Origin of the sequence: Kitasatospora sp. NPDC096077 (genome assembly GCF_040303245.1) — a bacterium.
In the GTDB taxonomy this organism is placed as follows: Bacteria; Actinomycetota; Actinomycetes; order Streptomycetales; family Streptomycetaceae; genus Kitasatospora.
This window is the reverse complement of sequence record NZ_JBEOSV010000019.1, coordinates 114,434-139,883: the sequence shown is the minus strand read 5'-3', so window position 1 is coordinate 139,883 and position 25,450 is coordinate 114,434. Positions and strand designations below refer to the sequence as shown.

Annotated in this window: 25 protein-coding genes; 14 read left to right on the top strand and 11 right to left on the bottom strand. The window is 72.9% G+C overall.

The features are described 5' to 3' along the window. Positions 1-171 precede the first annotated feature (171 nt). Together ABTZ03_RS18885 and tdh are read right to left on the bottom strand one after the other, a co-directional pair. Positions 172-1,365, bottom strand: a complete 1,194-nt coding sequence (locus tag ABTZ03_RS18885; protein WP_350514120.1) for a glycine C-acetyltransferase — start codon at positions 1,363-1,365, stop codon at positions 172-174. Between the two features lie 48 nt (positions 1,366-1,413). After that, positions 1,414-2,442, bottom strand: coding sequence for an L-threonine 3-dehydrogenase (tdh, locus tag ABTZ03_RS18880; protein WP_350514119.1), 1,029 nt, complete (start codon positions 2,440-2,442; stop codon positions 1,414-1,416). Positions 2,443-2,913: 471 nt separating this feature from the next. Between tdh and ABTZ03_RS18875 the strand changes: the two genes are divergently transcribed. Further along, complete coding sequence (locus tag ABTZ03_RS18875; RefSeq protein WP_350514118.1) at positions 2,914-4,401, top strand: serine hydrolase domain-containing protein; 1,488 nt, start codon at positions 2,914-2,916, stop codon at positions 4,399-4,401. Between the two features lie 71 nt (positions 4,402-4,472). Here the strand turns inward: ABTZ03_RS18875 and ABTZ03_RS18870 are convergent, their stop codons facing one another. Next, complete coding sequence (locus ABTZ03_RS18870; protein WP_350514117.1) at positions 4,473-5,534, bottom strand: ATP-dependent DNA ligase; 1,062 nt, start codon at positions 5,532-5,534, stop codon at positions 4,473-4,475. A 66-nt stretch (positions 5,535-5,600) separates the two neighbouring features. On the opposite strand from ABTZ03_RS18870, the gene ligD reads away from it, so the two are divergent. Both ligD and ABTZ03_RS18860 read left to right on the top strand, forming a co-directional pair. Then, complete coding sequence (gene ligD / locus ABTZ03_RS18865; RefSeq protein WP_350514116.1) at positions 5,601-6,614, top strand: non-homologous end-joining DNA ligase; 1,014 nt, start codon at positions 5,601-5,603, stop codon at positions 6,612-6,614. A 113-nt stretch (positions 6,615-6,727) separates the two neighbouring features. Then, a complete protein-coding gene (locus ABTZ03_RS18860) occupies positions 6,728-7,378 on the top strand; it encodes a GNAT family N-acetyltransferase (protein WP_350514128.1) in 651 nt (216 codons plus the stop codon). A gap of 36 nt (positions 7,379-7,414) precedes the next feature. On the opposite strand, the gene ABTZ03_RS18855 is transcribed toward ABTZ03_RS18860, so the two are convergent. Continuing rightward, positions 7,415-7,747: a putative quinol monooxygenase gene (locus ABTZ03_RS18855; RefSeq protein ID WP_502894510.1), complete on the bottom strand. Its 333-nt coding sequence runs from the start codon at positions 7,745-7,747 to the stop codon at positions 7,415-7,417. A 98-nt stretch (positions 7,748-7,845) separates the two neighbouring features. On the opposite strand from ABTZ03_RS18855, the gene ABTZ03_RS18850 reads away from it, so the two are divergent. Continuing rightward, on the top strand, positions 7,846-8,178 hold the full coding sequence (locus ABTZ03_RS18850) for an ArsR/SmtB family transcription factor (protein ID WP_350514115.1): 333 nt from the start codon (positions 7,846-7,848) through the stop codon (positions 8,176-8,178). On the opposite strand, the gene ABTZ03_RS18845 is transcribed toward ABTZ03_RS18850, so the two are convergent. Together ABTZ03_RS18845 and ABTZ03_RS18840 are read right to left on the bottom strand one after the other, a co-directional pair. Then, positions 8,162-8,659, bottom strand: coding sequence for a hypothetical protein (locus ABTZ03_RS18845; RefSeq protein ID WP_350514114.1), 498 nt, complete (start codon positions 8,657-8,659; stop codon positions 8,162-8,164). The two genes, ABTZ03_RS18850 and ABTZ03_RS18845, sit on opposite strands and share 17 nt — an antisense overlap. A 74-nt stretch (positions 8,660-8,733) precedes the next feature. Continuing rightward, on the bottom strand, positions 8,734-9,945 hold the full coding sequence (locus ABTZ03_RS18840; protein ID WP_350514113.1) for an MFS transporter: 1,212 nt from the start codon (positions 9,943-9,945) through the stop codon (positions 8,734-8,736). Between the two features lie 69 nt (positions 9,946-10,014). Here ABTZ03_RS18840 and ABTZ03_RS18835 point away from each other — a divergent pair, with 69 nt between their 5' ends. After that, positions 10,015-10,641 (top strand): CGNR zinc finger domain-containing protein, encoded by a 627-nt coding sequence (locus ABTZ03_RS18835; protein WP_350514112.1) that lies wholly within the window; start codon positions 10,015-10,017, stop codon positions 10,639-10,641. An 86-nt stretch (positions 10,642-10,727) separates the two neighbouring features. On the opposite strand, the gene ABTZ03_RS18830 is transcribed toward ABTZ03_RS18835, so the two are convergent. Beyond that, positions 10,728-11,951 (bottom strand): 8-amino-7-oxononanoate synthase, encoded by a 1,224-nt coding sequence (locus tag ABTZ03_RS18830; RefSeq protein ID WP_350514111.1) that lies wholly within the window; start codon positions 11,949-11,951, stop codon positions 10,728-10,730. Between the two features lie 393 nt (positions 11,952-12,344). Between ABTZ03_RS18830 and ABTZ03_RS18825 the strand changes: the two genes are divergently transcribed. The 3 genes from ABTZ03_RS18825 to ABTZ03_RS18815 all read left to right on the top strand — a co-directional run bounded on the left by ABTZ03_RS18825 (position 12,345) and on the right by ABTZ03_RS18815 (position 16,412). After that, positions 12,345-13,118 (top strand): hypothetical protein, encoded by a 774-nt coding sequence (locus ABTZ03_RS18825; protein WP_350514110.1) that lies wholly within the window; start codon positions 12,345-12,347, stop codon positions 13,116-13,118. Continuing rightward, positions 13,111-13,842: a hypothetical protein gene (locus tag ABTZ03_RS18820; protein WP_350514109.1), complete on the top strand. Its 732-nt coding sequence runs from the start codon at positions 13,111-13,113 to the stop codon at positions 13,840-13,842. The genes ABTZ03_RS18825 and ABTZ03_RS18820 overlap by 8 nt, the downstream gene beginning before the upstream one ends. 77 nt (positions 13,843-13,919) lie before the next feature. After that, a complete protein-coding gene (locus tag ABTZ03_RS18815) occupies positions 13,920-16,412 on the top strand; it encodes a DEAD/DEAH box helicase (protein ID WP_400918897.1) in 2,493 nt (830 codons plus the stop codon). 94 nt (positions 16,413-16,506) lie between these two features. Here the strand turns inward: ABTZ03_RS18815 and ABTZ03_RS18810 are convergent, their stop codons facing one another. Then, positions 16,507-17,361 carry a hypothetical protein gene (locus ABTZ03_RS18810; RefSeq protein ID WP_350514107.1) on the bottom strand — a complete coding sequence of 285 codons (855 nt, stop codon included), beginning with the start codon at positions 17,359-17,361 and terminating at the stop codon, positions 16,507-16,509. A 273-nt stretch (positions 17,362-17,634) separates the two neighbouring features. Here ABTZ03_RS18810 and bioB point away from each other — a divergent pair, with 273 nt between their 5' ends. The 4 genes from bioB to ABTZ03_RS18790 all read left to right on the top strand — a co-directional run bounded on the left by bioB (position 17,635) and on the right by ABTZ03_RS18790 (position 21,481). After that, complete coding sequence (gene bioB, locus ABTZ03_RS18805; RefSeq protein ID WP_350514106.1) at positions 17,635-18,903, top strand: biotin synthase BioB; 1,269 nt, start codon at positions 17,635-17,637, stop codon at positions 18,901-18,903. Between the two features lie 18 nt (positions 18,904-18,921). Then, on the top strand, positions 18,922-20,226 hold the full coding sequence (locus tag ABTZ03_RS18800; protein WP_350514105.1) for an adenosylmethionine--8-amino-7-oxononanoate transaminase: 1,305 nt from the start codon (positions 18,922-18,924) through the stop codon (positions 20,224-20,226). After that, positions 20,223-20,957, top strand: coding sequence for a dethiobiotin synthase (bioD, locus tag ABTZ03_RS18795; RefSeq protein WP_350514104.1), 735 nt, complete (start codon positions 20,223-20,225; stop codon positions 20,955-20,957). The genes ABTZ03_RS18800 and bioD overlap by 4 nt, the downstream gene beginning before the upstream one ends. Positions 20,958-21,034: 77 nt before the next feature. Next, the gene (locus tag ABTZ03_RS18790) at positions 21,035-21,481 is read left to right on the top strand and encodes a hypothetical protein (protein ID WP_350514103.1); all 447 of its coding nucleotides are present in this window, start codon (positions 21,035-21,037) and stop codon (positions 21,479-21,481) included. A 21-nt stretch (positions 21,482-21,502) separates the two neighbouring features. On the opposite strand, the gene ABTZ03_RS18785 is transcribed toward ABTZ03_RS18790, so the two are convergent. The 3 genes from ABTZ03_RS18785 to ABTZ03_RS18775 form a co-directional block, all read right to left on the bottom strand. Next, positions 21,503-21,985 carry a GNAT family N-acetyltransferase gene (locus ABTZ03_RS18785; RefSeq protein ID WP_350514102.1) on the bottom strand — a complete coding sequence of 161 codons (483 nt, stop codon included), beginning with the start codon at positions 21,983-21,985 and terminating at the stop codon, positions 21,503-21,505. Between the two features lie 63 nt (positions 21,986-22,048). Beyond that, positions 22,049-22,552 carry a hypothetical protein gene (locus tag ABTZ03_RS18780; RefSeq protein ID WP_350514101.1) on the bottom strand — a complete coding sequence of 168 codons (504 nt, stop codon included), beginning with the start codon at positions 22,550-22,552 and terminating at the stop codon, positions 22,049-22,051. A 108-nt stretch (positions 22,553-22,660) separates the two neighbouring features. After that, a complete protein-coding gene (locus tag ABTZ03_RS18775) occupies positions 22,661-23,917 on the bottom strand; it encodes a helix-turn-helix domain-containing protein (protein ID WP_350514100.1) in 1,257 nt (418 codons plus the stop codon). Between the two features lie 152 nt (positions 23,918-24,069). On the opposite strand from ABTZ03_RS18775, the gene ABTZ03_RS18770 reads away from it, so the two are divergent. Both ABTZ03_RS18770 and ABTZ03_RS18765 read left to right on the top strand, forming a co-directional pair. Continuing rightward, complete coding sequence (locus ABTZ03_RS18770; RefSeq protein ID WP_350514099.1) at positions 24,070-24,243, top strand: hypothetical protein; 174 nt, start codon at positions 24,070-24,072, stop codon at positions 24,241-24,243. Continuing rightward, complete coding sequence (locus ABTZ03_RS18765; RefSeq protein ID WP_350514098.1) at positions 24,240-25,424, top strand: methyltransferase domain-containing protein; 1,185 nt, start codon at positions 24,240-24,242, stop codon at positions 25,422-25,424. The genes ABTZ03_RS18770 and ABTZ03_RS18765 overlap by 4 nt, the downstream gene beginning before the upstream one ends. Positions 25,425-25,450 lie beyond the last annotated feature (26 nt).

Below are 25,450 nucleotides of genomic sequence, written 5' to 3'. Positions count from 1 at the left end.
GGGGGGCGGGGGCCCCCCCCCCCCCCCCCCGCGGGTGGGGGGGGGGGGGGGGGGGGTGGGGGGGGGGGGGGGGGGGGGGGCTATCCACACCCCCCCCCCCCCACGGCGGTTGTGGGCCCGCGGGCCGGTCCGGTTCCGAGCGGTCCGGCCCGCGGGCGGTCCGTGGGGCGGTCAGCCCTCCAGTGCGGCCCGGGCGTCCACGAAGGCCGCGACGGCGCGCTCGACGTCCTCGGTCGAGTGGGCGGCGGACAGCTGGACCCGGATCCGGGCCTGGCCGTGCGGCACCACCGGGAAGGAGAAGCCGATCACGTACACGCCGCGCTCCAGCAGGAGTTCGGCCAGCCGGCCCGCCTTCGCCGCGTCGCCGATCATCACCGGGGCGATCGGGTGGTCGCCCGGCAGGATCTCGAAGCCGGCCTCGGTCATCTTCGAGCGGAACAGCGCGGTGTTGGCCGCCAGCCGCTCGCGCAGCTCGTTGGACTGCTCGACCAGGTCGAGCACCTTGAGCGAGGCCGCCGCGATCACCGGGGCCAGCGAGTTGGAGAACAGGTACGGGCGGGAGCGCTGGCGCAGCAGGGCGACGATCTCCCGGCGGGCGGCGACGTAGCCGCCGGAGGCGCCGCCGAGCGCCTTGCCCAGGGTGCCGGTGATGATGTCCACCCGGTCCATCACGCCGTGCAGTTCGGGGGTGCCGCGGCCGCCCGCGCCGACGAAGCCGACGGCGTGCGAGTCGTCGACCATGACCATGGCGTCGTAGCGGTCGGCCAGGTCGCAGATCTCGCGCAGCGGGGCGACGTAGCCGTCCATCGAGAACACGCCGTCGGTGACGATCAGCCGGCGGCGGGCGTCCTGGGTCTCCTTGAGCTGCTGCTCCAGGTCGGCCAGGTCGCGGTTGGCGTAGCGGTGGCGGCGGGCCTTGCTGAGCCGGATGCCGTCGATGATGCTGGCGTGGTTGAGCGCGTCGGAGATGACGGCGTCGTTGGCGTCCAGCAGGGTCTCGAAGACGCCGCCGTTGGCGTCGAAGCACGAGGAGTAGAGGATGGTGTCCTCCTGGCCGAGGAAGGCCGAGAGGCGGTTCTCCAGCTCCTTGTGCACGTCCTGGGTGCCGCAGATGAAGCGCACCGAGGCCATCCCGTAGCCCCAGCGGTCCAGCGCGTCCTTCGCCGCGGCCAGCACCTCGGGGTGGTCGGCCAGGCCGAGGTAGTTGTTGGCGCAGAAGTTCAGCACCTCGCCCGGGCGGCCGCCGGAGGTGACGGTGACCTCGGCGTTCTGCGGGCTGCCGATCACCCGCTCCGGCTTGAACAGGCCGGCCTCGCGGATCTCGTCGAGGGTGGTGGCGATGTCGGCGCGCACGTTGTCGAACACGAACGGTCTCCTAGTGGATCGCGGGCTCGGGCGGGTGGATCGCGGGGATCAGGCGGTCCAGTCGAGGATGATCTTGCCGCAGTTGCCGCCGGCCGCGTCGTCGAAGGCGGCCTCGAAGTCGTCGGCGGCGTAGCGGCCGGTGATCACCGGGCTGAGGTCCAGGCCGCCCTCCAGCAGCACGGACATCGCGTACCAGGTCTCGAACATCTCGCGGCCGTAGATGCCCTTGATGGTGATCATCGAGGTGACGATCGAGGCCCAGTCCACCGGGAACTGCTCGGCCGGCAGGCCCAGCATGGCGATCTTCCCGCCGTGGGTCATGTTGGCGATCATCGACTGCATCGCCTCGGGGCGGCCGGACATCTCCAGGCCGACGTCGAAGCCCTCGCGCAGGCCCAGCTTCTGCTGGCCCTCCTCGATGGTGTGCTCGGCGACGTTGAGCGCCAGCGTCACGCCGACCTGGCGGGCCAGGTCCAGCCGGTACGGGGAGACGTCGGTGATCATCACGCTGCGGGCGCCGGCGTGCTTGGCGACGGCGGCGGCCATGATGCCGATCGGGCCCGCGCCGGTGACCAGCACGTCCTCGCCGACCAGCGGGAAGGACAGCGCGGTGTGCACGGCGTTGCCGAAGGGGTCGAAGATCGCGGCCACGTCGAGGTCGACCGGCACCCGGTGCACCCAGACGTTGGAGGCGGGCAGCGCCACGTACTCAGCGAACGCGCCGTCGCGGTTGACGCCCAGGCCGACCGTGTTGCGGCACAGGTGGCGGCGCCCGGCCAGGCAGTTGCGGCACTTGCCGCAGACCAGGTGGCCCTCGCCGCTGACCAGGTCGCCGATCGCGATGTCCGCGACCCCGGAGCCGATCTCGGCGACCTCGCCGACGAACTCGTGGCCGATCACCATCGGGGTCTTGATGGTCTGCTGCGCCCAGCCGTCCCACTTGCGGATGTGCAGGTCGGTGCCGCAGATGCCGGTGCGCAGCACCTTGATCAGCACCTCGCCGGGGCCGATCTCGGGCTTCGGGACGTCGATCATCCAGAGGCCGGGCTCGGCGTTCTGCTTGACGAGTGCCTTCACGGCGACGGCTCCTGACGTGCTTCGGGGAACGGCCTGCGAGGGTTGCGGCAGGCCGAGGTGGCGCGGTTCGGCCGCTCCTGACGGGCACGCTCCGGCAGGCAGAAATCTGCCTGGTGGGAGGGGGTGCGGTCCATCGAGGAATTCTTAAGGGCGGCCACAGCTGGGCTGAACGATCGTGCCCGAGCAGGGCCCGGGGGCGGTCGCGGCGTGCCGGTGCTCACCCGTCCGGCGGAGCGCGGGGCACCGGTCCCGACACCAACCGGCCGCCCGGGCCGGGTACTTGACAGCGGCCGCCAGCCGGGTTGGGGCAAAGGGCTGACGGCGGTCCCGTTCGGATCAGCCGGGCGCCGAACCGCGCGCGGCCGGGCGGCCACGGTGCTTACGGTGGCGACGCTCCCTGCGGCCCCGTGGAGCAGCGGCCCGTGTGCGCGCTCCGGAGCCGCCCACTCAAGGATGAGGCGCTCTCGACCCATGACCAAGATCCGACGGCCGCGTCCGGCCGCCCCCCGCCCCGCCGGTCGCGCCGCCACCGGTCGCCGCACCGCCGGCCGCGCCACCGCCGCCGCCCTGGCCCTGACCGGTCTGCTCACGACCGCGGCCTGCTCCGGCTCCTCCTCCGCGCCGAAGGCCGACAGTCCGGTGATCACCGCCGAGCCGGCCGCGCTCAGCCCGTCCGCCGGCCTCGGCAGCCCGGGCGCGAACAGCCCGTCCGCCGCCTCCGGCTCCGCCTCCAGCAAGGTGGTGCCGCTCACCTCGGACGTCACCGCCAAGCTGGACAGCGCGATCCAGGCGGTGATGAGCCAGGCCTCGATCCCGGGCGTGACGGTCGGCTACACCACCCCCGACGGCAGCTACCAGAAGTCCTTCGGGGTGGCCGACAAGAGCGCCGGGACGCCGATGTCCACCGACCTGTACCAGCGGATCGGCAGCGTCACCAAGACGTTCACCGCCACCGCCGTGCTGGAGCTGGTCGACCAGGGCAAGGTCGGCCTGGACGACCCTGTCTCCAAGTACGTCCCCAACGTGCCGAACGGCGACGGCATCACCATCCGCCAGCTCGGCGACATGCGCAGCGGGCTGTACAACTACAGCGACGACCCGGACTTCCAGCGGATCTTCTTCAACGATCCCGACCACGTCTTCACCCCGGACCAGCTGCTGTCCTACTCCTTCAAGCACCCGGCGAACTTCGCGCCGGACAGCAAGTTCGAGTACTGCAACACCAATTACGTGCTGCTCGGGCTGGTCGTCGAGAAGGCCGGCGGCCAGGCGCTGGGCGACTACCTGAAGGCCCAGGTGTTCACCCCGGCCGGGCTGACCAAGACGGTGTTCCCGACGGACGCGACCTTCCCGGACCCGCACGCCCACGGCTACACCGACCAGGACGCGAACGGGCAGCTCACCGACGCCACCACCTGGAACCCGTCCTGGGGCTGGGCGGCGGGCGCGGCGATCTCCAACCTGGCCGACCTGACCACCTGGTCCAAGGCGCTGGCCACCGGGAACCCGCTGCTCAAGCCCGCCACCCAGGCGGAACGGCTCAAGGGCCGCTCCACCGGCACACCGGGCGTCGGCTACGGCTTCGGGATCTTCAACACCCACGGCTGGATCGGCCACAACGGCTCGCTGCCCGGCTACCAGACCGTCGCGGTGTACCTGCCGGACGCCCAGGCCAGCCTGGTGGTCCAGCTCAACACCGATGTGCAGTACCAGGGTTCGGAGCCGTCGACGCTGGTGGCCAAGGCGGTCACCCAGATCGTGTCGCCGAACAACGTCTACACGCTGCCGAGCGCGGCCACCGCGTCGCCGAGCGGTACGGCCTCCGGCTCGGCCTCGACCTCCTCCTCGGGCTCGGCGTCGGGCTCGGCGTCGGGCTCGGCGTCGGCCTCCGGGTCCGGCTCGCCGTCCGGCGGGGCGACGGCCACCGGCACCGCCCCGGGCTCGCTGCGCGTCTCCTGAGCAGCCGGGGACACCCTGGACACTCCGAGGGCCCGACCGGTCGTCCCGGTCGGGCCCTCGGAGCTTGTCCGTCAGAGCCCCAGCACCTTGCCGAGGTCGTACGAGACCGGCTCCTCCAGCTGCGCGTAGGTGCAGCTCTCCGGCGTGCGGTCCGGCCGCCAGCGGCGGAACTGCGCGGTGTGCCGGAAGCGCGTGCCCTCCATGTGGTCGTACGCCACCTCGACCACCCGCTCGGGGCGCAGTGCGATCCAGGACAGGTCCTTGCCGCCGGTCCAGCGGCTGACCGCCCCCGGCAGCCGCCCCTCGGCCTGCGCGGACTCCTCCGCCCAGGCGCCCCAAGGGTGTCGGGAGAGGTCGTCGAGCCTGAGCGGGGCCAGCTCCTCGACCAGTTCGCGGCGCCGGGCCATCGGGAAGGCCGCGCAGACGCCGACGTGCTGGAGCCGGTGCTGCTCGTCGTGGATGCCCAGCAGCAGCGAGCCGACCACCGGGCCGCTCTTGTGCTCGCGGTAGCCGGCCACCACGCAGTCGGCGGTGCGCTCGTGCTTGATCTTGTACATGGTCCGTTCCCCCGGCCGGTACGGCTGGTCCAGCGGCTTGGCCACCACCCCGTCCAGCCCGGCGCCCTCGTACTCGGCGAACCAGCTCTGCGCCAGCTCGCGGTCGGTCGAGGCCGGGGCGGTGAACACCGGGTCGGCGGCGTGCGCGAGGGCCGCCTCCAGGGCCGGGCGGCGCTCCGACAGCGGCCGGTCGACCAGCGCCTCGTCACCGAGCGCGAGCAGGTCGAAGGCGACGAAGGAGGCCGGGGTCCGCTCGGCGAGCAGCCTGACCCGGCTGGCCGCCGGGTGGATCCGCTCCAGCAGCTCCTCGAAGCGCAGCCGCCCGTCCCGGGCGATCACCACCTCGCCGTCCAGCACGCAGCGCGGCGGCAGCTCCCGCCGGAAGGCCTCGACCAGCTCGGGGAAGTACCTGGTCAGCGGCTTGCCGGTGCGGCTGCCGAGCTCCACCTCGTCGCCGTCGCGGAACACGATCGCACGGAAGCCGTCCCACTTGGCCTCGTACTGCATCCCCGGCGGGATCCTGGCCGCCGACTTGGCGAGCATCGGCGCCACCGGCGGCATCACGGGCAGGTCCATGGGTCCGATCCTCGCCCCGTTCACCCCGGGGCGCGCGCCGGGCACGGCGCCCTTAGCGTGGGGGGCATGGGCTCAGCCGTCGAACTGGAAGTCGCCGGGCGCACCGTCCGGCTGTCCAACCCGGACAAGGTGTACTACCCCGAGCGCGGCTTCACCAAGCTGGACGTCGCCCAGTACTACCTGGCCGTCGCCGACGGGGTGCTGCGCGGGCTGCGGGACCGGCCGACCACCCTGCAGCGCTTCCCCGACGGCGTGGACGGCGAGTTCTTCTACCAGAAGCGGGCGCCCAAGAGCCTGCCGGACTGGCTGCCCACCGCCCGGATCGAATTCCCCAGCGGCCGCTCCGCCGACGAGATCTGCCCCACCGAGCCCGCCGCCGTGCTGTGGGCCGCCAACCTGGGCTGCCTCACCTTCCACCCGTGGCCGGTGCGGCGCACCGACACCGACCACATCGACGAACTGCGCATCGACCTGGACCCACAGCCCGGCACCGACTTCCACGACGCCGTCCGCGCCGCCCACGAACTGCGCGCCCTGCTGGCCGAGTACGGGCTGCGCGGCTGGCCCAAGTCCTCCGGCGGCCGCGGCCTGCACGTGTACGTCCCGCTGGTGCCCGAGTGGACCTTCACCGACGGCCGGCACGCCGTGATCGCACTCGGCCGGGTGCTGGAGCAGCGGATGCCCGGCGAGGTCACCACCGCCTGGTGGAAGGAGGAGCGCGGCGAGCGGATCTTCGTCGACTACAACCAGATGGCCCGCGACCGCACCATCGCCTCCGCCTACTCGCTGCGCGCCCGTCCCCGCGCCACCGCCTCCGCCCCGCTGCACTGGGAGGAGCTGGACGACGCCTCGCCCGAGGACTTCGACCTGCGGACCGTCCCCGCCCGCTTCGCCGAACTCGGCGACCTCAACGTGGAGATGGAGGGCCACGCGTTCCGGCTGGACGGCCTGCTGGAGCTGTACGACAGGCAGCTGCACGACGAGGGACTCGGCGAACTCCCGTACCCGCCCGACCATCCGAAGGCCGCCGGCGAACCTCCCCGGGTCCAGCCGAGCCGGGCCCGGAAGAAGCCCGCCTGAGGGCGGTCCGGGCGGCCCGGCCTCCGACTCCGTTCAACTGCCCTTCCGATGTTGTCCGTTGGTCCGGCTCCGCGACTAGTCTGGTGATCATCGATCAACGGAAAGGGCGCGTGATGGGCGTACGGGGGCTGGCGGAGATCCTGGCGGACGCGGCGGGCGGGGTGTTCCCGCCCTCGGACGGCACGGTGACGGTGGTGCCGCAGCCGTCGCCGCGCGAGGCCGGGGTGATCGGCTTCGCCGCGCACGCCGTGGTGTTCACCGACCAGGACCCGGCCTGGGTGCACGCCACCCTCGCCGCCGACCCCGGCGACCCGCTGGCCGCGCCGCTCTGCCCGCCCTTCCTCAGCGCCTTCGCCGCCCGGACCGGCCGGACCGTCAACAACATCGACCTGCTCACCGTCGCCGACCGCCTCCCGGGCGGGCCGCCGCTGCCGCTCACCCTCGTCGAGGACCGCGAACACCCGCGCGTGGTACGGGCCCTGCGCTACCGGGAGGACGTCCGGGTGTACCGGGCCGAGGGCGGCGTGCTCGTCCTCGGCCGGGGAGTCGCGGGCCGCTGGGAGGCCGCCGTCGAGGTCGACCCCAGCACCCGGGGCCGTGGCCTCGGCCGCGCCCTGGCCACCGCCGCCCGCCACCTGCTACCGGCCGGCGACGTGGTCTGGGCCCAGCAGGCCCCCGGCAACGCCCCCAGCGTCCGCGCCTTCCAGGCCGCCGGCTACCGCCCGGTGGGCGCGGAGGCGCTGCTCGTCCCGGGCCGGCCGTAGCGGACCCGGTCGAGTGCGGGGTCGTACCCGAGGAGGTCAGCTGCGCGGGGCGCGCTCCTCGTACGGGCTGTGCATGGTGAGGTAGCGGATCTCCAGGTCCCGCTCCAGGTAGTCCATCCGGTGCTCCCAGAAGTCCACGAGGTGCGGGAGGGCCAGGTGGGCGTCGAGGTCCGCCCGGCTCCGCCAGGCCTCGTAGAAGACGAAGACGCCCGGCTCGTCGCGGTCCTCGTGGAAGTGGTACTCGAGGCAGCCGGGCTCCCGGCGGGTCGGCTCGACGAAGGAGAGCAGGAGTCGGCGGAGCTCCTCGGCGCGTTCGGGCTTGGGGTGGGCGGTGACGACGAGGGTGAAGGGCTGGTCCAGCTGGTCCATGGGTGTTCCTCGATCTCAAGGTAAGACGTGCGTCGTACCTTGGGTACGTTAGGGCCGCCACGAGGTACGATGCAAGCCGTACCTAGGAGGTGGACGCGATGCCCGACGACGAGGGGCACCCCGCGCCGGAGGAGATCGAACTCGGCCGGGTGCTGTCCGCACTGGCCGACCCGCTGCGACGGCGCGTCGTCCGGGAGCTCGCCACCGGACCCGACGGCGAGGCCCGCACCTGCAGTTCCTTCGCCCTACCGGTCAGCAAGGCGACGGTGACCCACCACTTCCGGACCCTCCGCGAGGCCGGGCTGGTCCGCCAGGTCGACCGGGGCAACAGCCGGATGGCCACCCTCCGCCGGGCCGACATCGAACAGCGCTTCCCCGGCCTGCTGGCCCTGCTCACGGCGGAGGCGGCCGAGGTCACCGAGCAGGCGTGACGCCCTCCGGAGGGGTCCACAACACCCGGACCCGGTCGGCTTCGAGGTCGTACCCGAGGAACGGACCGCCGCCCTCGACGGGCGTCGGCACCGCCCGGCCCAGCCGCCGCCCGACAGCGGCCAGGAAGCCGCACAACACGTCCAGCCCTTCCTGGCCGCCGAGTTGCTCGACGTCGACATCCAGATCGATCCGTCCCGCACGGCGGAACCGGAAGACCGCACCGACCCCCGGCCCCGGGTTCACGCTCAGCACCGGACGCGCCGGCCCGTCCGGCCAGGACAGCACCTCCTCGGCGGGCGGCAGCGCCATCTCGAAGCAGCCCACGACGAACGTCCGCTCCCAGCCCCGCTCCACCACCAGGTCGAGCAGCGCCTGCCAGTCCGCCACCGTGGTGTCCGCGACGCCGTCGCCCGGCAACCACCCGTCCAGGGCCGGATCGAGCAGCCATGCCACGTGGTCGTCCCAGTGCAGATCAGCCATGCCGCCATCCTGCCGGGTACGGTGTCGGCCGCCGAGCGGTTTTCGGCGGCCGACACCGTGGGCGCTCCGGGGACTCAGTTGTCCACCCGTTGAGGGCGCCGGGCCTCGGTCGGCGCCTCGGCCTCCTCGGCCGTACGCGATCGGCCGGAGGCCAGCGCGCACAGCACCGCGAGGAGTGCGAAGCCCGCCGCGGCGAGCGGGAGTCGGGCGAGCAGTCCGGCGCTCGCGAACAGTCCGCCGACCACGGCCGCCACCGTCTGCCCCGCGTAGACGGCGCTGTTGTTGAGCGCCAGCAGCATGTCGCCGTGCTCCCCGCCGATCGCCAACAGGCGGTGCTGGATCAACGGGAAGCTCAGCCAGTGCACCAGCCCCCAGAGCAGCAGCCCGACCGCCGCTCCGGCGGTCGAGTGCAGCGCCGGTGCGAGCAGCGCCAGGACGACGGCGAGCGCGCCGACCGTGCCCGCCAGCCCGCGACGGGCGTCCACCCGGTCGGCCAGCCGCCCGCCGAGCAGCACCCCGGCGAAGCTGCCGACGCCGAACAGCAGGAGCAGCCAGGCGCGGCCGGTGGCGCCGACACCGGTGACGGTGTCGAGAACGGTGCCCAGGTAGGTGTAGAGCGAGAACGTCCCGACGATCCACAGCGCCGTGGTGAGCAGTGCGACCGGCGCACGACGGACCCGGACCGCTGCGAGCCGCTGCCGAACGGTCAGCCCGGCAGTCCCGGGGATGGACGGCAGGCGGCCGACCAGTCCGGCGATCGTGATCAGGGCGAGCAACGCGACGAACCCGAACGCCCAGCGCCAGGAGGCCAGCGCCCCGATCTCGTCGCCGAGCGGGACGCCCAGCGCGATCGCGCTGGTCATGCCCGCGTACACGACCGCCAGCGCCCGGCCGCGCCGCTCGGGCGGCGTGATCCGGGCCGCGACGGCCGAGGCCGTGGCGGCGTAGAGCGCCGCGCCGGCGCCGGTGATCACCCGACTGACGAGCAGCACGGCGAAGTCCGGCGCGAGCGCCGACAGTGCGTTGCCCAGTGCGAAGACCGCGAGCACGGCGAGCAGTAGGACCCGCCGGTCGACCCGCGCGGTGAGGCTCGCCAGCACCGGGGCCGCCACCGCGTAGGTGACGGCGAAGACCGCCGAGGTCTGGCCGGCCGAGGCTGTGGACTGGCCCAGGTCGCGGCCGACGTCGGGCAGCAGCCCGGCGACGACGAACAGATCGGTCCCGATCGCGAACATCCCCAGGGCCAGCAGCCACACCTGCCCGCCGGTTCCTTCCCTCTTCCCCATCGGTGCTCCCCCTCCGGATCGGCGTAACCATATAGGTGGTTACTCAGCGCCGTAACCTACCATGTGGTTATGGAGAGTCAGGTCAGGGGGAGTTCGCCGAGCAGCCGCGACTGGGTCTGGTACGGCGGCAGGCCCAGCATCGATTTCGTCAACACCCTGCGCGACCGCTTCAGGGGTGGTCGCGACCTCCTGCTGGCACCCGACGACCTGACGGCCTGGTTCACCGCGGCCCGGCAGCAGGCCGCCGCACCCACCGGGGAACCCTCAGCCGAACGCCTCGCCGTCGACGACGAGTTGCTCGCGCAGGCGGTCCGCCTCCGGGAAGCCGTCGACGCGGGCGTGCGGGCGGTCGTCGCCGGCACGCCGTTCCCGGAGGAGGCGGCGGAGGTCATCAACTCCTGGCTGGCCAGGGCCGCCGAGCACCCGCTCCGACTCGCCGTCCACGACGGCCGACCGACCCTTCAGCACACCCACCGGCCGGCCGACGCGACCACGGCCCTGGTCAGGATCGCCGTGGACGCCGCCGAGATCCTCGGTGGCGAGGACCGACGCCGACTCAAGATCTGCACCGGCAACGGCTGCAGCGCCCGCTACTACGACAAGTCCCCCGGTGGCCGTCGCCGCTGGTGCTCCATGTCAGGCTGCGGCAACCGCGCCAAGGCCGCCCAGCACCGTCAACGCACCGCCGCCGAGTAGCACCGACGGAGCGCCGACGGAACGCAAGGGATCCGGGTCGCCGTCATCGGACGGCGGCCCGGATCACGTCCGCACCACGGGCCCGGTCAGCTCCGGGCACCCGCCGGGGCCAGGTCGGCGATGGTGCGGACGGCCTGGGTGATCTGGGTGTCCGTGAGGTCCGCGCGGGCGGTCAGGCGCAGGCGGGAGATGCCGTCCGGGACGGACGGCGGGCGGAAGCAGCCCACCGCGAGGCCGGCCCGGCGGCAGTCGGCGGCCCAGGCCAGGGCGGCTTCCGGGCCCGGGGCGCGGACCGAGACCACGGCCGCGTCCGGCGCGCAGGCGTGCAGGCCGGCGGCGGTCAGTCGGGCGGCCAGACCGCGGGCGACCTCGCGGGCGCGGTCGGCGCGCTGCGGTTCGGCGCGCAGCAGGCGCAGGGCGGCGAGGGCGGCGCCGGCGGCGGCCGGGGCGAGGCCGGTGTCGAAGATGAAGGTGCGGGCGGTCTCGGTGAGGTGGCGGATCACCCGGTGCGGGCCGAGCACGGCGCCGCCCTGGGAGCCGAGCGACTTGGACAGGGTGACGGTGGCGACGGTGTCCGGCTGCCCGGCCAGGCCGGCGGCGGCGAGGGCGCCGCGGCCGCCGGGGCCGAGCACGCCCAGCCCGTGGGCGTCGTCCACCAGCAGCGCGGCCCCGCCGGTGCGGGCGGCCTCGGAGAGTGCGCGCAGCGGTGCCGCGTCGCCGTCCACCGAGAACACCGAGTCGGTCACCACCAGGGCGCGCCGCTGCTCCCGCGCGGCCAGCACCTCGGCGACCGCGGCCGGGTCACTGTGCGGCGCCCGGTGGACGTCGGCGCGGGCGAGCCGGCAGCCGTCGATCAGTGAGGCGTGGTTGTAGGCGTCGGAGACGATCAGGGTGTCCGGGTCGGTCAGCGCGGTGAGCGCGGCCAGGTTCGCCGTGTAGCCGGAGGAGAACACCAGCGCGGCCTCCGCGCCGCAGAATTCGGCCAGGTCCTGTTCCAGTTCGGTGTGCAGCGCGGTCGTCCCGGTGACCAGCCGCGACCCCGTCGACCCGCCGCCCCAGCGCAGCGCCGCCGCACCGGCCGCCCGGGTCACCGCGGGGTGCCTGGTCAGCCCGAGGTAGTCGTTCCCGGCCAGGTCCAGCACCTGGTCCTCCGCCGTCCGGCTGCGCAGCGTGCGGGTCAGCCCGGCGTCGGCCCGCAGTGCGGCGGCCTCGTCCAGCCAGTCGAAGACCTGCGCCGGGGCGGACGGGCTGGTCGGGGCGGACGGGGCTGACGGGGCCGAGGAGGAGGCGGAGGTCAGGGGGAGGGTCATGCCCGGCACTCTGGCACGCCCCGCGAGACGGCGGCAATGTGCGAATCGGCACAACCCGGTCGGCGTGTTCTTGTCGCCGTCCACACCGCTTAACCGTGGCGGAATACCGCGAATATCGAATCTTTCGTTCCGGATCTTCATTCCCGACATTCCCACCGGATTCGCCGACGGAGCGTCGATGATTTCGATACGCTCCGTGCCGGTCCCCTTCCGAAGGACGGACACATGACGAATTTCGAATTCGATCGTCGAATGCACCCCGGGCGCTTAGCCGATTCGACCGATTCAGCCGATTCAACCGATTCAACCGATTCAGTCGATCCGGCCGGGACGACGAGCCGAATATGCCCGCCGCACGCCCCGGCAACCCCGACACGGACGGAACGCTGAACCATGGTCGACGTCGCGCACACCCCGAACCCGTTCCCGAACCCGCTCGACAACCCCCCGAAACCGCCCGGGCGGCGCTGGCTGCCGTGGTCCGCAGGGCTCCTCGGGGTGGCCCTGATCGGGGGCAGCGTGCTGTGGGTCATGCGGCCGGAGCAGTCGCTGGAGATCCCGCGCAGCGCCTGCTGGTCGGCGCTCTCCGAACAGGACCTGCGGCCGCTCGCCGGGGCGCACGGAACGCTGTCCGAAGTGACGCCGCACCCCCGGATCCAGACGCCGACCTCGCCGGAGGAGAACGAGATCCGCAGCAATGCGTGCCATCTCTCCTGGCACGGGGACGACGGCCGCCACGGCCGGCCGCTGGCCGTCAAGGTCGACCCCGCCTGGAACGGCATCGAGGCCGACCGCGCCCAGGACGCCGCGCAGGACCGCCGGGTCACCCCGCTGGACGGCGGCCCCGGCGCGGCCTGGCTGGCCACCGCGGACAGCAGCCACCGGGTCCGGCTGTACGTGCGGTGCGACTTCCAGGTCCCCGCCGGGAACGACCCCAAGCGGAAGACGGCGCCGCCGTACTTCCGGGTCGACGTCGGCAGCGACGGGGGCACCACCGGGGGCACCACCGCACCGTCGGAGCAGGAGCGCCAGGCGTACGGCGACATCGCACTGAAGGTCGCCCGGGCCGCCTCCGCCGAGTACCGGTGCAGCAACCGGGTGCAACTTCCCGCCACCGCACCGGCGATCCCCGACCTCGGGCAGCAGCAGGCGGCGTCCCATGGCTGAGCACCCGCGCCGGCGCGTGCTGCCGGCCGCCCTCGGCGCGGCCGTGCTGGCCGCCGGCCTCGGCGGCGGGACCTGGTGGTGGCGGTCCGCGCACGCCACCGACGTGCCGCCGGACGCCTGCTGGAACGCCTTCAGCCACGAGGACCTCGCGGCGCTGTCCGGGCCGGGCCACCGGGCCGTGGTCTGGCAGGGGAAGGACCGGCTCGGCAGCCGGAACGCCCTGGCCGATCCGGTCTGCGCGGTGGACTGGCAGGGCGACGACGCCCGCAGCCACTGGGTCGCCAAGATCGAGGTCGCGCACGCGGACGAGCGGTTCCTGAAGGCGAAGACCGACGCGGAGGCCGGCGGCTGGGAGCCGGTCCGCCCCGCCGCGCTGGCGTTCGGCTCCGGCGCCCAGGGCTGGCTCTTCCACGACGGCACGGTGCAGCTGCTGGTCCGCTGCGACTCCCCCGCCGAGGCCGCCGCCCCGGCGGCTCCGACCGCCTCCCCGACCGCCGCGGCCTCCCCCGCCTCCCCCGCCGCCCACGACCGGAGCGGCACCGCCCCGCCCCCGTACCTCAAGATCACGATCACCGGTGACCGGGGCTCCGCCGACACGCCCGCCGTCCGGATCCACCAGATCAGGGTCGACGCCGCGCTGCGCACCGCGCGGGAACTCGTCGGCGCCCAGGGCTGCGCCAACGATCCCCGGTTGGCCGGGCAGTCACCCGTCGCACCGTTCTGACCGGCCCGCCCCGCCACCGGGCTTTGCCCGGGGTGGCGGCGAGCAGGCAAGATAGCCGGGTGACGCTCCTTGACCTGATGCCGAAGCCCGCCACGCCCGATGCGCTGTACGAGACGTTCGCAGCCTGGGCGGAGGAGCGGGGGATCACCCTGTACCCGGCTCAGGAGGAGGCGCTGATCGAGCTCGTCTCCGGGAACAACGTGATCCTGGCGACGCCGACCGGATCGGGCAAGTCCCTGGTGGCGGCGGGCGCGCACTTCGCGGCGCTGGCGGAGGGGCAGCGGACCTTCTACACCGCGCCGATCAAGGCGCTGGTGTCGGAGAAGTTCTTCGACCTGGTGAAGATGTTCGGCACCGAGCAGGTCGGCATGATGACCGGCGACGCCAGCGTGAACCCCACCGCTCCGATCATCTGCTGCACCGCCGAGGTGCTGGCGCAGATCGCGCTGCGGGACGGCACCCGGGCCGACATCGGCCAGGTCGTCATGGACGAGTTCCACTTCTACGCCGAGCCGGACCGCGGCTGGGCCTGGCAGGTCCCGCTGCTGGAACTGCCGCAGGCGCAGTTCCTGCTGATGTCGGCGACCCTCGGCGACGTGCGCCGCTTCGAGGAGGACCTGACCCGCCGCACCGGCCGGCCGACCACCGTGGTGCGCAACGCGACCCGCCCGGTGCCGCTGTTCTACGAGTACCGCCGCACCACCATGCACGACACCCTGGAGGAGCTGCTGCAGACCGGTCAGGCGCCGGTCTACGTCGTGCACTTCACCCAGAAGGAGGCGGTGGAGCGGGCGCAGTCGCTGATGAGCATCAACATGTGCTCGAAGGCGGAGAAGGACGCCATCGCCGCCCTGATCGGCAACTTCCGCTTCACCACCAAGTTCGGCCGCAACCTGTCCCGTTACGTGCGCCACGGCATCGGCGTGCACCACGCGGGCATGCTGCCGAAGTACCGCCGGCTGGTCGAACGCCTCGCCCAGGCGGGCCTGTTGAAGGTGATCTGCGGTACGGACACGCTCGGCGTGGGCGTCAATGTGCCGATCCGCACGGTGCTGTTCACCGCGCTGTCCAAGTACGACGGACAGCGCGTGCGGATCCTGCGCGCCCGCGAGTTCCACCAGATCGCCGGGCGGGCCGGCCGGGCCGGCTTCGACACCGTCGGCCAGGTGGTCGCCCAGGCCCCGGAGCACGTGATCGAGAACGACAAGGCGATCGCCAAGGCCGGGGACGACCCGAAGAAGAAGCGCAAGGTGGTGCGGAAGAAGGCGCCGGAGGGCTTCGTCGGCTGGACCGAGGAGACCTTCGACAAGCTGATCGCCGCCGACCCGGAGCCGCTGGTCTCCCGGTTCAAGGTGAGCCACGCGATGCTGCTGTCGGTGATCGGCCGCCCGGGCAACGCCTTCGAGGCGATGCGCAAGCTGCTGACCGACAACCACGAGGACAAGGCCGCCCAGCGCCGCCACATCCGCACCACGATCGCCATCTACCGCTCGCTGCTGGAGGGCGGCGTGGTGGAGCGGCTGCCGGAGCCGGACGCCGAGGGCCGGATCGTCCGGCTGACCCTGGACCTCCAGGAGAACTTCGCGCTCAACCAGCCGCTGTCCACCTTCGCGCTGGCCTCCTTCGAGCTGCTCGACCCGACCTCGCCCTCGTACGCGATGGACGTCGTCTCGGTCGTCGAGGCGACCCTCGACGACCCGCGCCAGATCCTCGCCGCCCAGCAGAACAAGGCGCGCGGCGAGGCCGTCGGCGAGATGAAGCGGGACGGCATCGAGTACGAGGAGCGGATGGAGCGGCTCCAGGAGATCACCTACCCGAAGCCGCTGGAGGAACTGCTCACCCACGCCTACGAGGTGTACCGCCGGGCGCACCCGTGGATCGGCGACCACCAGCTCCAGCCCAAGTCCGTGGTGCGCGACCTGTACGAGCGGGCGATGACCTTCTCGGACTACGTCGGCTTCTACGAGCTGGCCCGCACCGAGGGCATCGTGCTGCGCTACCTCGCCGGGGCGTACAAGGCACTGGAGCAGACCGTCCCCGAGGACGTGAAGACCGACGACCTCAAGGACGTCATCGCCTGGCTCGGCGAGCTGGTCCGCCAGGTCGACTCCAGCCTGCTGGACGAGTGGGAGCAGCTGGCCAACCCGACCGAGGCGGCCACCGCCGAGGTCACCCTGGACGACAAGCCGGCGCCGGTCACCGCCAACGCCCGGGCCTTCCGGGTGCTGGTGCGCAACGAGATGTTCCGCCGGGTCGAGCTGTGCGCGCTGGAGCACTGGAACGAACTCGGCCAGCTGGACGGCGAGTACGGCTGGGACGCGGACCGCTGGGCGGACGCGATGGACGGCTACTGGGACGAGTACGACGACCTCGGCACCGGCCCGAACGCGCGCGGGCCCAAGATGCTGATCATCGAGGAGGAGGACTCCGCCTGGAAGGTCCGGCAGATCTTCGACGACCCGGAGGGCGACCACGACTGGGGCATCAGCGCCGAGGTCGACCTGTACGGCTCGGACGAGGAGGGGCGGGCGGTGGTGCGGGTGACCGCGGTGGACCGCCTCGGTGGCTGACCGGCCGTCGGTGAAGGTGAAGGGCCGGGGCCCGGTGCGCACACGCACCGGGCCCCGGCCCGTTCGTCACATCCCGTTCGTCACATCCCGTTCGTCACATCCACACGAACGGCTGCCCCGCCGCGTACGACAGTGCGCGGGTGGCCTCGGCCAGGTTGAAGTCGCCGGCCGAGGCGCTCGGCGTCGGGCCGGCCGACGCCGGGGTCGAGGCGGTGCCGCTCGGGCGGCTGTCGCCGGGGCGGGAGCCGGTGACGGTCACGTAGTGCCCGACCGCCTCGATCCGCTGCTCGCTGCCCGGCTTGGCCTCACCGCCGGACTGGGCGGGCGCGATGTTGGTGTCGGCGAGCATGAAGGCGACCACGCCGGGCTTGGCGCGCAGGGTGTCGGCGGCCCGGGCGGCGGCGGACTGGTCAGCGAAGCGCAGCAGGGTGACGCTGCTGAGCACCGGGTGGTCGACACCGGTGAAGCTGACCGTCAGATAGGCCCGGCAGCCGCTGTCCTTGAGCAGCTCCTGGGTACGGTCCTGGAGCACCTCGTCGCACTTCTCACCCTGCCGGACGCCGCCGCGCCGGGCCTTGTAGCCGGCGACCTCGACCGGGCGCTGGGCGGGGAACAGGTTGTCGGCGTTGAGGCCCTCGGGGTCGGTGGTGGGCGGCGGGGAGCCGACCACGGGGGGCGTGCGGTCGGCGTCCTTCCGGGACGGGCCGAGGCCGGGGATGTAGTCGCCGGGCGTCGGGCGGGTGATGATCCATCCGCCGGCCACGACCACGCCCACCATGACGACCCAGCCGACCGCCCGGCGGGTGGTCAGCCGTCGGCCGCGCCGGGGGTCCGCCGGTCCCGCCGGTTCCGCCGCCGTCGCCCGGCCGAGGCCCCCGCCTATTCGCTGTCCTGCCCGGCCGTCCTGGCCCTCTCCCGGAGTCGGGGTGTGCTCCCCCTGCGTGGTCATGGCGCAGATTCTAAGCACCCGTCGAGTGGCCGGGATCACGGGGTCGGGGGCTTGTGGATCTTCGCCCCGGCGGCCGCCGCGGCACCCCCGCGGGCACTCCGCCGACCCCCGCCCGGCTACCCGCCGGTAACCGTCCGCCGCGGCCACCGTCAAGCGCGTGACCTGCACCGACGCCGTGAGCTTCGACACTGTGGCAATCGGCACATCCTCGCCGGGATCTTCTGGTGGGTTTGCTCTGGCGCCATTCGCGCGCGAGCAGGCAGGATCGGCCCCATGGATCTGCTCGATACCCTCACCGCCAAGGGCCTGCGCGGCGAAGTCCCGACCCGCGAGGAGGCCCTGGCCGTCCTCGCCACCACCGACGACGAGCTGCTCGACGTGGTCGCCGCGGCCGGCAAGGTGCGCCGCCGCTGGTTCGGCCGCCGGGTCAAGCTCAACTACCTGGTGAACCTGAAGAGCGGGCTCTGCCCCGAGGACTGCTCCTACTGCTCCCAGCGGCTGGGGTCCAAGGCCGAGATCCTCAAGTACACCTGGCTCAAGCCCGAGCAGGCCGCCGATGCCGCCCGCGCCGGGGTGGCCGGCGGCGCCAAGCGGGTCTGCCTGGTCGCCAGCGGCCGCGGCCCGACGGACCGTGACATCGACCGGGTCACCGACACCATGGCGGCCATCAAGGACGCCGACCCCGCGGTCGAGATCTGCGTCTGCCTCGGCCTGCTCTCCGACAACCAGGCCGAGCGGCTGAAGGCGGCGGGCGCCGACGCCTACAACCACAACCTGAACACCTCCGAGAACACCTACGGGTCCATCACCAAGACCCACACCTACGCGGACCGCGTCGACACCGTCCAGAAGGCGCACGGCGCCGGGCTGTCCGCCTGCTCCGGCCTGATCGCCGGCATGGGCGAGAGCGACGAGGACCTGGTCGACGTGGTCTTCGCGCTGCGCGAGCTCGGCTCGGACTCCGTCCCGGTCAACTTCCTGATCCCGTTCGAGGGCACCCCGCTGGCCAAGGAGTGGAACCTCACCCCGCAGCGCTGCCTGCGGATCCTGGCGATGGTCCGCTTCGTCAACCCGGACACCGAGGTGCGGATCGCGGGCGGCCGCGAGGTGCACCTGCGCTCGATGCAGCCGCTGGGCCTGCACATCGCCAACTCGATCTTCCTCGGCGACTACCTGACCAGCGAGGGCCAGGCCGGGCAGACCGACCTCGACATGATCAAGGACGCCGGCTTCGAGGTCGAGGGCGCCGGCGAGGCCACCCTGCCGCGCCACCGCGCCGACATCGCCGAGGCCGTCGCCGCCTCGGGCTGCGGCACGACCGCGTCGTCCTGCGGCACGGCCGCGTCTTCCTCCGGCACGGCGGCCTCGGCGTGCGGCAGCGGCGGCGGCTGCGGGCCGTGCGGCGGGCACGCGCACACCCCGGCGGAGGCGACCACCGCGGAGGGCACCGAGGCCGCCGTGCCGCAGGACGACGAGCTGCGCAGCGACCTCGTCAAGGTCCGCCGCCGCGGCGCCGGCACCGAACTCGCGCCCAACGCCTGACCCTCGGAGAGAACCACCATGTCCCAGCTGTCCGCGGACACGCTGCTCAACCTCGACCGGGCGCACGTCTGGCACCCGTACGGTCCGATGCCCGGCACCGTCACCCCGTACCTGGTCGAGTCCGCCTCGGGCGTCCGGCTGCGTCTGACCGAGCCCGTCGCGGGCGGCCGGCGCGAGCTGGTCGACGGGATGTCGTCCTGGTGGGCGGCGATCCACGGCTACCGGCACCCGGTGCTGGACGAGGCGGTGCGCGAGCAGCTGGGACGGATGAGCCACGTGATGTTCGGCGGGCTCACCCACGAGCCCGCCGTCCGGCTGGCCGCCCGGCTGGTGGAGATCACCCCGGAGCCGCTCCAGCACGTGTTCCTCGCCGACTCCGGCTCGGTCGCGGTCGAGGTCGCGATGAAGATGTGCCTGCAGTACTGGCAGTCGACCGGACGGCCGGAGAAGCGCCGACTGCTGACCTGGCGCGGCGGCTACCACGGCGACACCTTCCACCCGATGTCGGTCTGCGACCCGGACGGCGGAATGCACCACCTGTGGGGCGGGGTACTGCCCGGGCAGCTCTTCGCGCCGCAGCCGCCGGCCGGCTTCGACGCCCCGCTCGACCCCGAATACGCTGCCCGCTTCGAGGGGTTGATGGCCCGTCACGCGGACGAGCTGGCCGCCGTCATCGTCGAGCCGGTGGTCCAGGGCGCGGGCGGGATGCAGTTCCACTCCCCCGCCTACCTGCGGATGCTGCGCGAACTCTGCGACCGGTACGGGGTGTTGCTGGTCTTCGACGAGATCGCCACCGGATTCGGCCGCAGCGGCGCCCTGTTCGCCGCCGACCACGCGGGCGTCTCGCCGGACGTGATGTGCCTGGGCAAGGCCCTCACCGGCGGCTACCTCACCCTGGCCGCCGCGCTGTGCACCGGCGAGGTCGCCGACGGCATCAGCCGCGGCGAGGTGCCGGTGCTGGCCCACGGACCGACCTTCATGGGCAACCCGCTGGCCTGCGCGGCCGCCAACGCCTCGCTGGACCTGCTGCTCGGACAGGACTGGGCGGTCGGGGTCAAGCGGATCGAGACCGGACTGCGGGACGGCCTCGCCGCGGCCGCGGACCTTCCCGGCGTGCACGACGTCCGGGTCCAGGGCGCCATCGGCGTCGTCCAGTTGGACCACCCGGTGGACGTCCCGGCGGCGACCGAGGCGGCCGCCCGGGAGGGCGTCTGGCTGCGCCCCTTCCGGGACCTGATCTACACCATGCCCCCCTATGTGACGGAGGACGAGGACGTGGCCCGCATCGCCGCCGCCGTGACCGCCGCGGCGGTGGCCGGATGAGCGCCCGCATCCTCTTCGTGACGGGGACCAACACGGACGTCGGCAAGACCGTCGCCACCGCGGCCGTCGCCTCGGCGGCCCTGCGGGCGGGCCGCACGGTCGCCGTACTCAAGCCCGGACAGACCGGCGTGGCCCCGGGTGAGCCCGGCGACGCGGCCGAAGTCCGGCGCCTGGCAGGCGAACTGACGATCCATGAGCTGGCGCGCTACCCCGAACCGCTGGCCCCCGACACCGCCGCCCGGCGGGCCTCGATGCCGTACCTCTCCCCCGCCGAGGTGGTGGCCGAGGTCCGCGAACTCGCGGCCACCCACGACCTGGTACTGGTCGAGGGCGCGGGCGGCCTGCTGGTCCGCTACGACGACCGCGGCCGCACCCTGGCCGACCAGGCCCGGGCCGTGCTCGACGCGGGCCTGGCCGCCGAGGTCCTGCTGATCGCCTCGGCCGGACTCGGCACCCTGAACATCGTCTCGCTCACCGCCGAGGCGCTGGCCGCCCGCGAACTCCCGCTGGCCGGCGTGCTGATCGGCTCCTGGCCCGCCGACCCCGGCCTCGCCGAGCGCTGCAACCTCGCCGACCTGCCCCGCTCCGCGGGCGCCCCGCTGCTCGGCGCCCTGCCCGAACGCGCGGGAACCGCCGAGGACTTCGCGGCCCTGGCCGCCGCCTCGCTGGCCCCCGCGCTCGGCGGCGACTGGGACGCGCAGCACTTCGCCCACGTCCACCGGCCGGAATAGGCCGGGCTTCGCTCGAAGGGGTGAGCCGGTCCCCGAACCGTGCGCGGTACGGGGGCCGGCTCAATACCGTTCCTCCCATGACAGACGGGCTGACCATGGACGAGGCCCTCCGGGCCTTGGCCGCCCTGGAGGCGGCGTGGAAGGACGACGACGAGGCGCTGTCCGCCCTGGCGATGGGCGGGGCCGAGGAGCGTTCACTGCCGTCGCTGGTCGCCGCGTACGGCGAGCACGCGATGGACACCCTGATGGCGCTGGCCTTCGGGCTCAGGTCGAGCATGAGCGACGAGGAGATCGCCGAGCTCTCCGACGCCGTCAGCGCCAACATCGGCGCACGGATGAGCGCCCTGCTCACCCAGACCCTCAAGGCCTGGGGCACCGTCGCCGCACCGGACGACCTCGCCGTCACCAAGACCATCGCCCACGCCGTGATCGACGCCATGCGGGCCGTGACGGAGGACCCGAGCAAGACCGAGGTGCTGCCGCTGCTCGCCACCTTCCGCAACTACGCCCTCAACGGCGTCTGACCCCGGGCCGATCCCGGGGCGTCACAGCGGCAGGGACATCACCAGGTCGGTGGTGGCGAAGCCGAGCGAGGTGTAGAGCGCGATCGCCGTCTCGTTGTGGGCGAAGACGTGCAGTCCGAGCCGGACCGCGCCGAGTTGGCGCGCGAGGTCGGCGCCCGCAAGCATCACCGCCCGGCCGTAGCCGCGACCGCGCAGCCCGGCGTCGACCTCGATGTCATGGATGAAGGCGGCGGTCTCCGTGCCGTGCGGGCGCAGGTGCAACCAGAAGATGCCCACCCGCTCTCCGCTCACCGCGTCCCGGGCCAGGCAGAGCCGGGTGTCGGGGGTGGCGAGCCCCTCGGGCAGCAGCTCGTCCAGCTTCCCCCTGGACTTCCCGGCGGCCTCCTCGGCCGTCCAGTTGCCCGATCTCACGTTGCTGGCAGCGTACTTGGCCACGATGTGGTCGAAGTAGGCCTGGAATTCGGCCTCGGTCATCGGATCGAGTCGTACCTGAGCGGTCGTCATCGTTCGGAGGCTACCCGAGGCCCGACCACCGCTCCAAGCCGGGTACCGGGTGCCGGCCGTCGTTCAACGGCGCTGGGCGGCCGGGCCGAAGCAGGCGACCAGGAAGCAGAGCACCCCGGCCACCGCCGCGACGACGGGCCCCGCCTGCATCGACGGGGCGAAGCCGCCGCCGCCCTGGAGCACATGGTGGAACTGCACCAGCGAGCCCGCCGCGGCGGCGCCCAGCGCGGCCGCCACCAGCAGGGTGAGCCCGGCCAGCCGGACGGCGGAGGCCACCAGGCGCAGCACCGACAGCACGATCAGGGCGACACCGATCCACTGCAGGGCCCGCATCCAGGTCCCGGCATCGTCCAGAAAGGCCTCCGACCACCGGTGGTTGCTCCCCAGGATGTCGAACCCGGACCACTGCAGACTGCCGCTCTCCCCGCTGTACGAGGCCCAGGGCAGGGCGAGTGCACCGACCGCCACGGCCGCGAGCAGCAGCACGGTGACGGCGTTGGCCCGAGAGCCTCCCGGACGCGGCTGCTGCGGGGCGTAGGACGGCCTGGGCGGCGGAGGCACGGTCATGGCACCGAGGATCCGCCGCCGGTCAGAACCGGTCAAGGGGCCGAGCGCGGGCTTCGAGACCCCTCGAAGCCCGCGCCGGATACTCGGAGGTTGTGTCGTGCGCTCCCCCTACCTCTGGGCAAGGGCATCGCCGAGGAAGGTGCGTGCGCGCCCAGTGAGCTGCCGGTGCAGCAGCTCAGCCCGTGACCGGATCAGGCCTTCCCGGTAGCCGCTCGGCAAGCGGTCCCAGACACCCGAGGCCATCTCGGCTGCTCCAGTCTGATCACCGTCGATTCGCAGGCACGCGGCGGTGTCCATCGCCAACAGCGCCCGCGTCATCACGGACGGGGAATCGGTCAGGTGCAGCGCTTCCTCCTGCGCGGCACAGGCACGGTCTGAGTCACCGAGAAGCAGGTACGCCTGCGAGAGGTGAACAAAATGCTTCTGCTCGCAGTAGCCGAACCACGTGTCCGCCGACTCGGCGCCGTCCAACCGCTCCGCGAGCGTACGGACATCGTCGACCGCCCGCGAAGCCCCCTCCAGATCGCCGGAGGCTGCGAGGGCACGAGCGGTGACTGCCGCAGCCAGGGCACCGGCCGCCGTCGGACCGTCGCCGGCCTCGAACCGCGCACGCTCGGCAATCCGGGCCGCCGACTCAGGAGCCCCGTAGTTCAGTGGCACCATGGCATGCCGCGCCAGTACCCACGCGAGCATCCGCTGGTCACCCGATTCCCGCGCAGCCCGGTCGGCAGTGGCGAACCACTGGAAGGCGCCACGCTGGTCGCCACGGTCGTGTTGAACGATGGCGACCAGACCCGCGATCCCGGCAGCAGTTCGGGCCAGGTCCGCTCGGGCGCGCGCGGGGTGCGGGCGGTGGAGGACGTTCTGCAGGAGGCCGAGGTCGGACAGCATCTCGGCGAGGACCCTGTCGGGCGACCGCCCACGGTAGCCGCCCCGGTGCCGCTCGAAGGCTGCCTCCAGGTACGCGAGATCGCCGTCGCCGGATGGCGCGAGCGCTGACTCGATCCCCTCACGCGCCTGGGCAATACCAGGCAGCACCACAACACCGGCGGCCGCGGCCACGCCCGCCCCGATGAACTTCCGCCGGTTCACCATGTCCTCCGTGCCGTGCTCGCGCCGATACCGCCGAGAGCGGGCTGCAGCCTCGACAACCTGCCCCTTGGGAAGACCGTAGGCGTCGGCAATGCCCTGAAGCGAGGGCTGTCGCGGAATCCGTTTCTCCGTCTCCCAGTTCTTCACCGTGTCCGGGCTGCACCACTCGCCCGTCGCTCCTCCGACTACGGCAGCCTGTTCCTCCCGCGTCAGCCCAGCTTGCTCGCGACGCCCGCGCAACAGCTCGCCGATCCCGTTCGGCGTGACGGTCACAGGCCCTCCCTCGATCAGAGGTGACGAGACCTCAATTGTGGCCCAGGGTCCGGCACCGGGGCCGGTGGAACGGCCCCCTTTCTGGCCCCTCCCTTCGGCATGCCCACGGAGTTGACTGTCAGCGGCACCACCACGACCAGGTAGGAGTTCCCATGGGATGGGGTATCGGCAAGGGCAGCGGCACCTCCGGCGGCGGCAGCGGCTCCAACGACGGCGGTAACGGCAAGCACTCGGGGAGGAAGGACTTCAGCCCCTCCAAGCCGAGCCCCGACACCGCGAAGGCGCCCGAGGGCGGCAAGCACAGCAAGGACGGCAAGAGCAAGTGACCCAGCAGCACCGGGAGCAGGCCGCTACGCGTGGCCTGCTCCGCGCCGTTTCCCGCTCCCTCGGCTACGAGGTCACCCCGGAGTGGCGCCGGGCTGCTGCGGCCGTCCCGCGGCACCGGTTCCTTCCCGACCGCATCTGGCTTGCCGCCGGCGACGGCTACGAGCTGTGCGATCGCCGGAGCGAGCCCGACCGGTGGCTCTCTGCGGCCTACTCGGACGAAGCCGTCGTGACGCAGATCAACGACGGCCAGGAACCCGACGATCCTGCGGACGCATGGCCGTCCTGCTCGGCGTCCGCGCCATCGATCGTCTTCACGATGCTCGACGCCCTCGACCCCACCCCGGGCACCCGGGTACTGGAAATCGGCACAGGCACCGGCTGGAACGCCGCGCTGCTGGCACACCGGCTGGGCGACGCCAACGTGACCACAATCGAGGTCGACTCCGGCCTGGTCGCCCGCGCCAGAAGCTCGCTCGGCAACCTCGGCTACGCTCCTGCCGTTGTGTGCGGCGACGGGCTCCGCGGCTGGCCTCCCGGGGCGGTCTACGACCGGGTTCTGGCGACCTGCTCCGTACGGCGGGTGCCGTCGGCATGGATTACGCAGACCCGATCCGGTGGCATCATCCTCACCCCGTGGGACAACCCCTGGGCCTGCGGCGGTCTCCTCCGACTGACGGTCGACGGCGACGGCAGCGCCACCGGCAGGTACACCCCGGACAGCGCGTTCATGCTGATGCGGACCCAGCGCCGGGACCTCCAGCTGTTCCGGGACGTGGTCATGGAGGACCACCTCCCGACCGAGTCCACGACCGCCCTCGCCCCCTGGGCTGTCGCCGACTCCGCGTTCGAGACCCGGTTCGCTCTCGGCCACCGCCTCGGCGACCTCTGGTACGCCTGGGATCACGATCCGGGCGTGGCCGGCGTGGTCACCCGGCTGTGGACGGCCACGACCGACGGTGGTTCCTGGGCAGCCGTCGACTGGGACGGCGCCGAGAACTCCGCCCGGTTCACGGTGTGGCAGCACGGCCCGCGCCGCCTCTGGAGCGAGGTCGAAGCCGCCCACCACTGGTGGCTGGAGAACCACCAGCCCGGTCCGGGCAGGCTCGGTCTGACCGTCGCACCCGACGGCGGGCACCGGGCATGGCTCGACACTCCAGCGGACAGCTGGCCGCTGGAGTAAGGAGTACGCTCCCGCCGTGGAGAGGA

Bases quoted from the DNA above. Each gene is read 5' to 3' on its own strand.
- ABTZ03_RS18875 (WP_350514118.1), top strand. From the start codon at position 2,914: ATGACCAAGATCCGACGGCCGCGTCCGGCCGCCCCCCGCCCCGCCGGT.
- ABTZ03_RS18870 (WP_350514117.1), bottom strand. From the start codon at position 5,534: ATGGACCTGCCCGTGATGCCGCCGGTGGCGCCGATGCTCGCCAAGTCG.
- ligD (WP_350514116.1), top strand. From the start codon at position 5,601: ATGGGCTCAGCCGTCGAACTGGAAGTCGCCGGGCGCACCGTCCGGCTG.
- ABTZ03_RS18860 (WP_350514128.1), top strand. From the start codon at position 6,728: ATGGGCGTACGGGGGCTGGCGGAGATCCTGGCGGACGCGGCGGGCGGG.
- ABTZ03_RS18855 (WP_502894510.1), bottom strand. From the start codon at position 7,747: ATGGACCAGCTGGACCAGCCCTTCACCCTCGTCGTCACCGCCCACCCC.
- ABTZ03_RS18850 (WP_350514115.1), top strand. From the start codon at position 7,846: ATGCCCGACGACGAGGGGCACCCCGCGCCGGAGGAGATCGAACTCGGC.
- ABTZ03_RS18845 (WP_350514114.1), bottom strand. From the start codon at position 8,659: ATGGCTGATCTGCACTGGGACGACCACGTGGCATGGCTGCTCGATCCG.
- ABTZ03_RS18840 (WP_350514113.1), bottom strand. From the start codon at position 9,945: ATGGGGAAGAGGGAAGGAACCGGCGGGCAGGTGTGGCTGCTGGCCCTG.
- ABTZ03_RS18835 (WP_350514112.1), top strand. From the start codon at position 10,015: ATGGAGAGTCAGGTCAGGGGGAGTTCGCCGAGCAGCCGCGACTGGGTC.
- ABTZ03_RS18830 (WP_350514111.1), bottom strand. From the start codon at position 11,951: ATGACCCTCCCCCTGACCTCCGCCTCCTCCTCGGCCCCGTCAGCCCCG.
- ABTZ03_RS18825 (WP_350514110.1), top strand. From the start codon at position 12,345: ATGGTCGACGTCGCGCACACCCCGAACCCGTTCCCGAACCCGCTCGAC.
- ABTZ03_RS18820 (WP_350514109.1), top strand. From the start codon at position 13,111: ATGGCTGAGCACCCGCGCCGGCGCGTGCTGCCGGCCGCCCTCGGCGCG.
- ABTZ03_RS18815 (WP_400918897.1), top strand. From the start codon at position 13,920: ATGCCGAAGCCCGCCACGCCCGATGCGCTGTACGAGACGTTCGCAGCC.
- ABTZ03_RS18810 (WP_350514107.1), bottom strand. From the start codon at position 17,361: ATGACCACGCAGGGGGAGCACACCCCGACTCCGGGAGAGGGCCAGGAC.
- bioB (WP_350514106.1), top strand. From the start codon at position 17,635: ATGGATCTGCTCGATACCCTCACCGCCAAGGGCCTGCGCGGCGAAGTC.
- ABTZ03_RS18800 (WP_350514105.1), top strand. From the start codon at position 18,922: ATGTCCCAGCTGTCCGCGGACACGCTGCTCAACCTCGACCGGGCGCAC.
- bioD (WP_350514104.1), top strand. From the start codon at position 20,223: ATGAGCGCCCGCATCCTCTTCGTGACGGGGACCAACACGGACGTCGGC.
- ABTZ03_RS18790 (WP_350514103.1), top strand. From the start codon at position 21,035: ATGACAGACGGGCTGACCATGGACGAGGCCCTCCGGGCCTTGGCCGCC.
- ABTZ03_RS18785 (WP_350514102.1), bottom strand. From the start codon at position 21,985: ATGACGACCGCTCAGGTACGACTCGATCCGATGACCGAGGCCGAATTC.
- ABTZ03_RS18780 (WP_350514101.1), bottom strand. From the start codon at position 22,552: ATGACCGTGCCTCCGCCGCCCAGGCCGTCCTACGCCCCGCAGCAGCCG.
- ABTZ03_RS18770 (WP_350514099.1), top strand. From the start codon at position 24,070: ATGGGATGGGGTATCGGCAAGGGCAGCGGCACCTCCGGCGGCGGCAGC.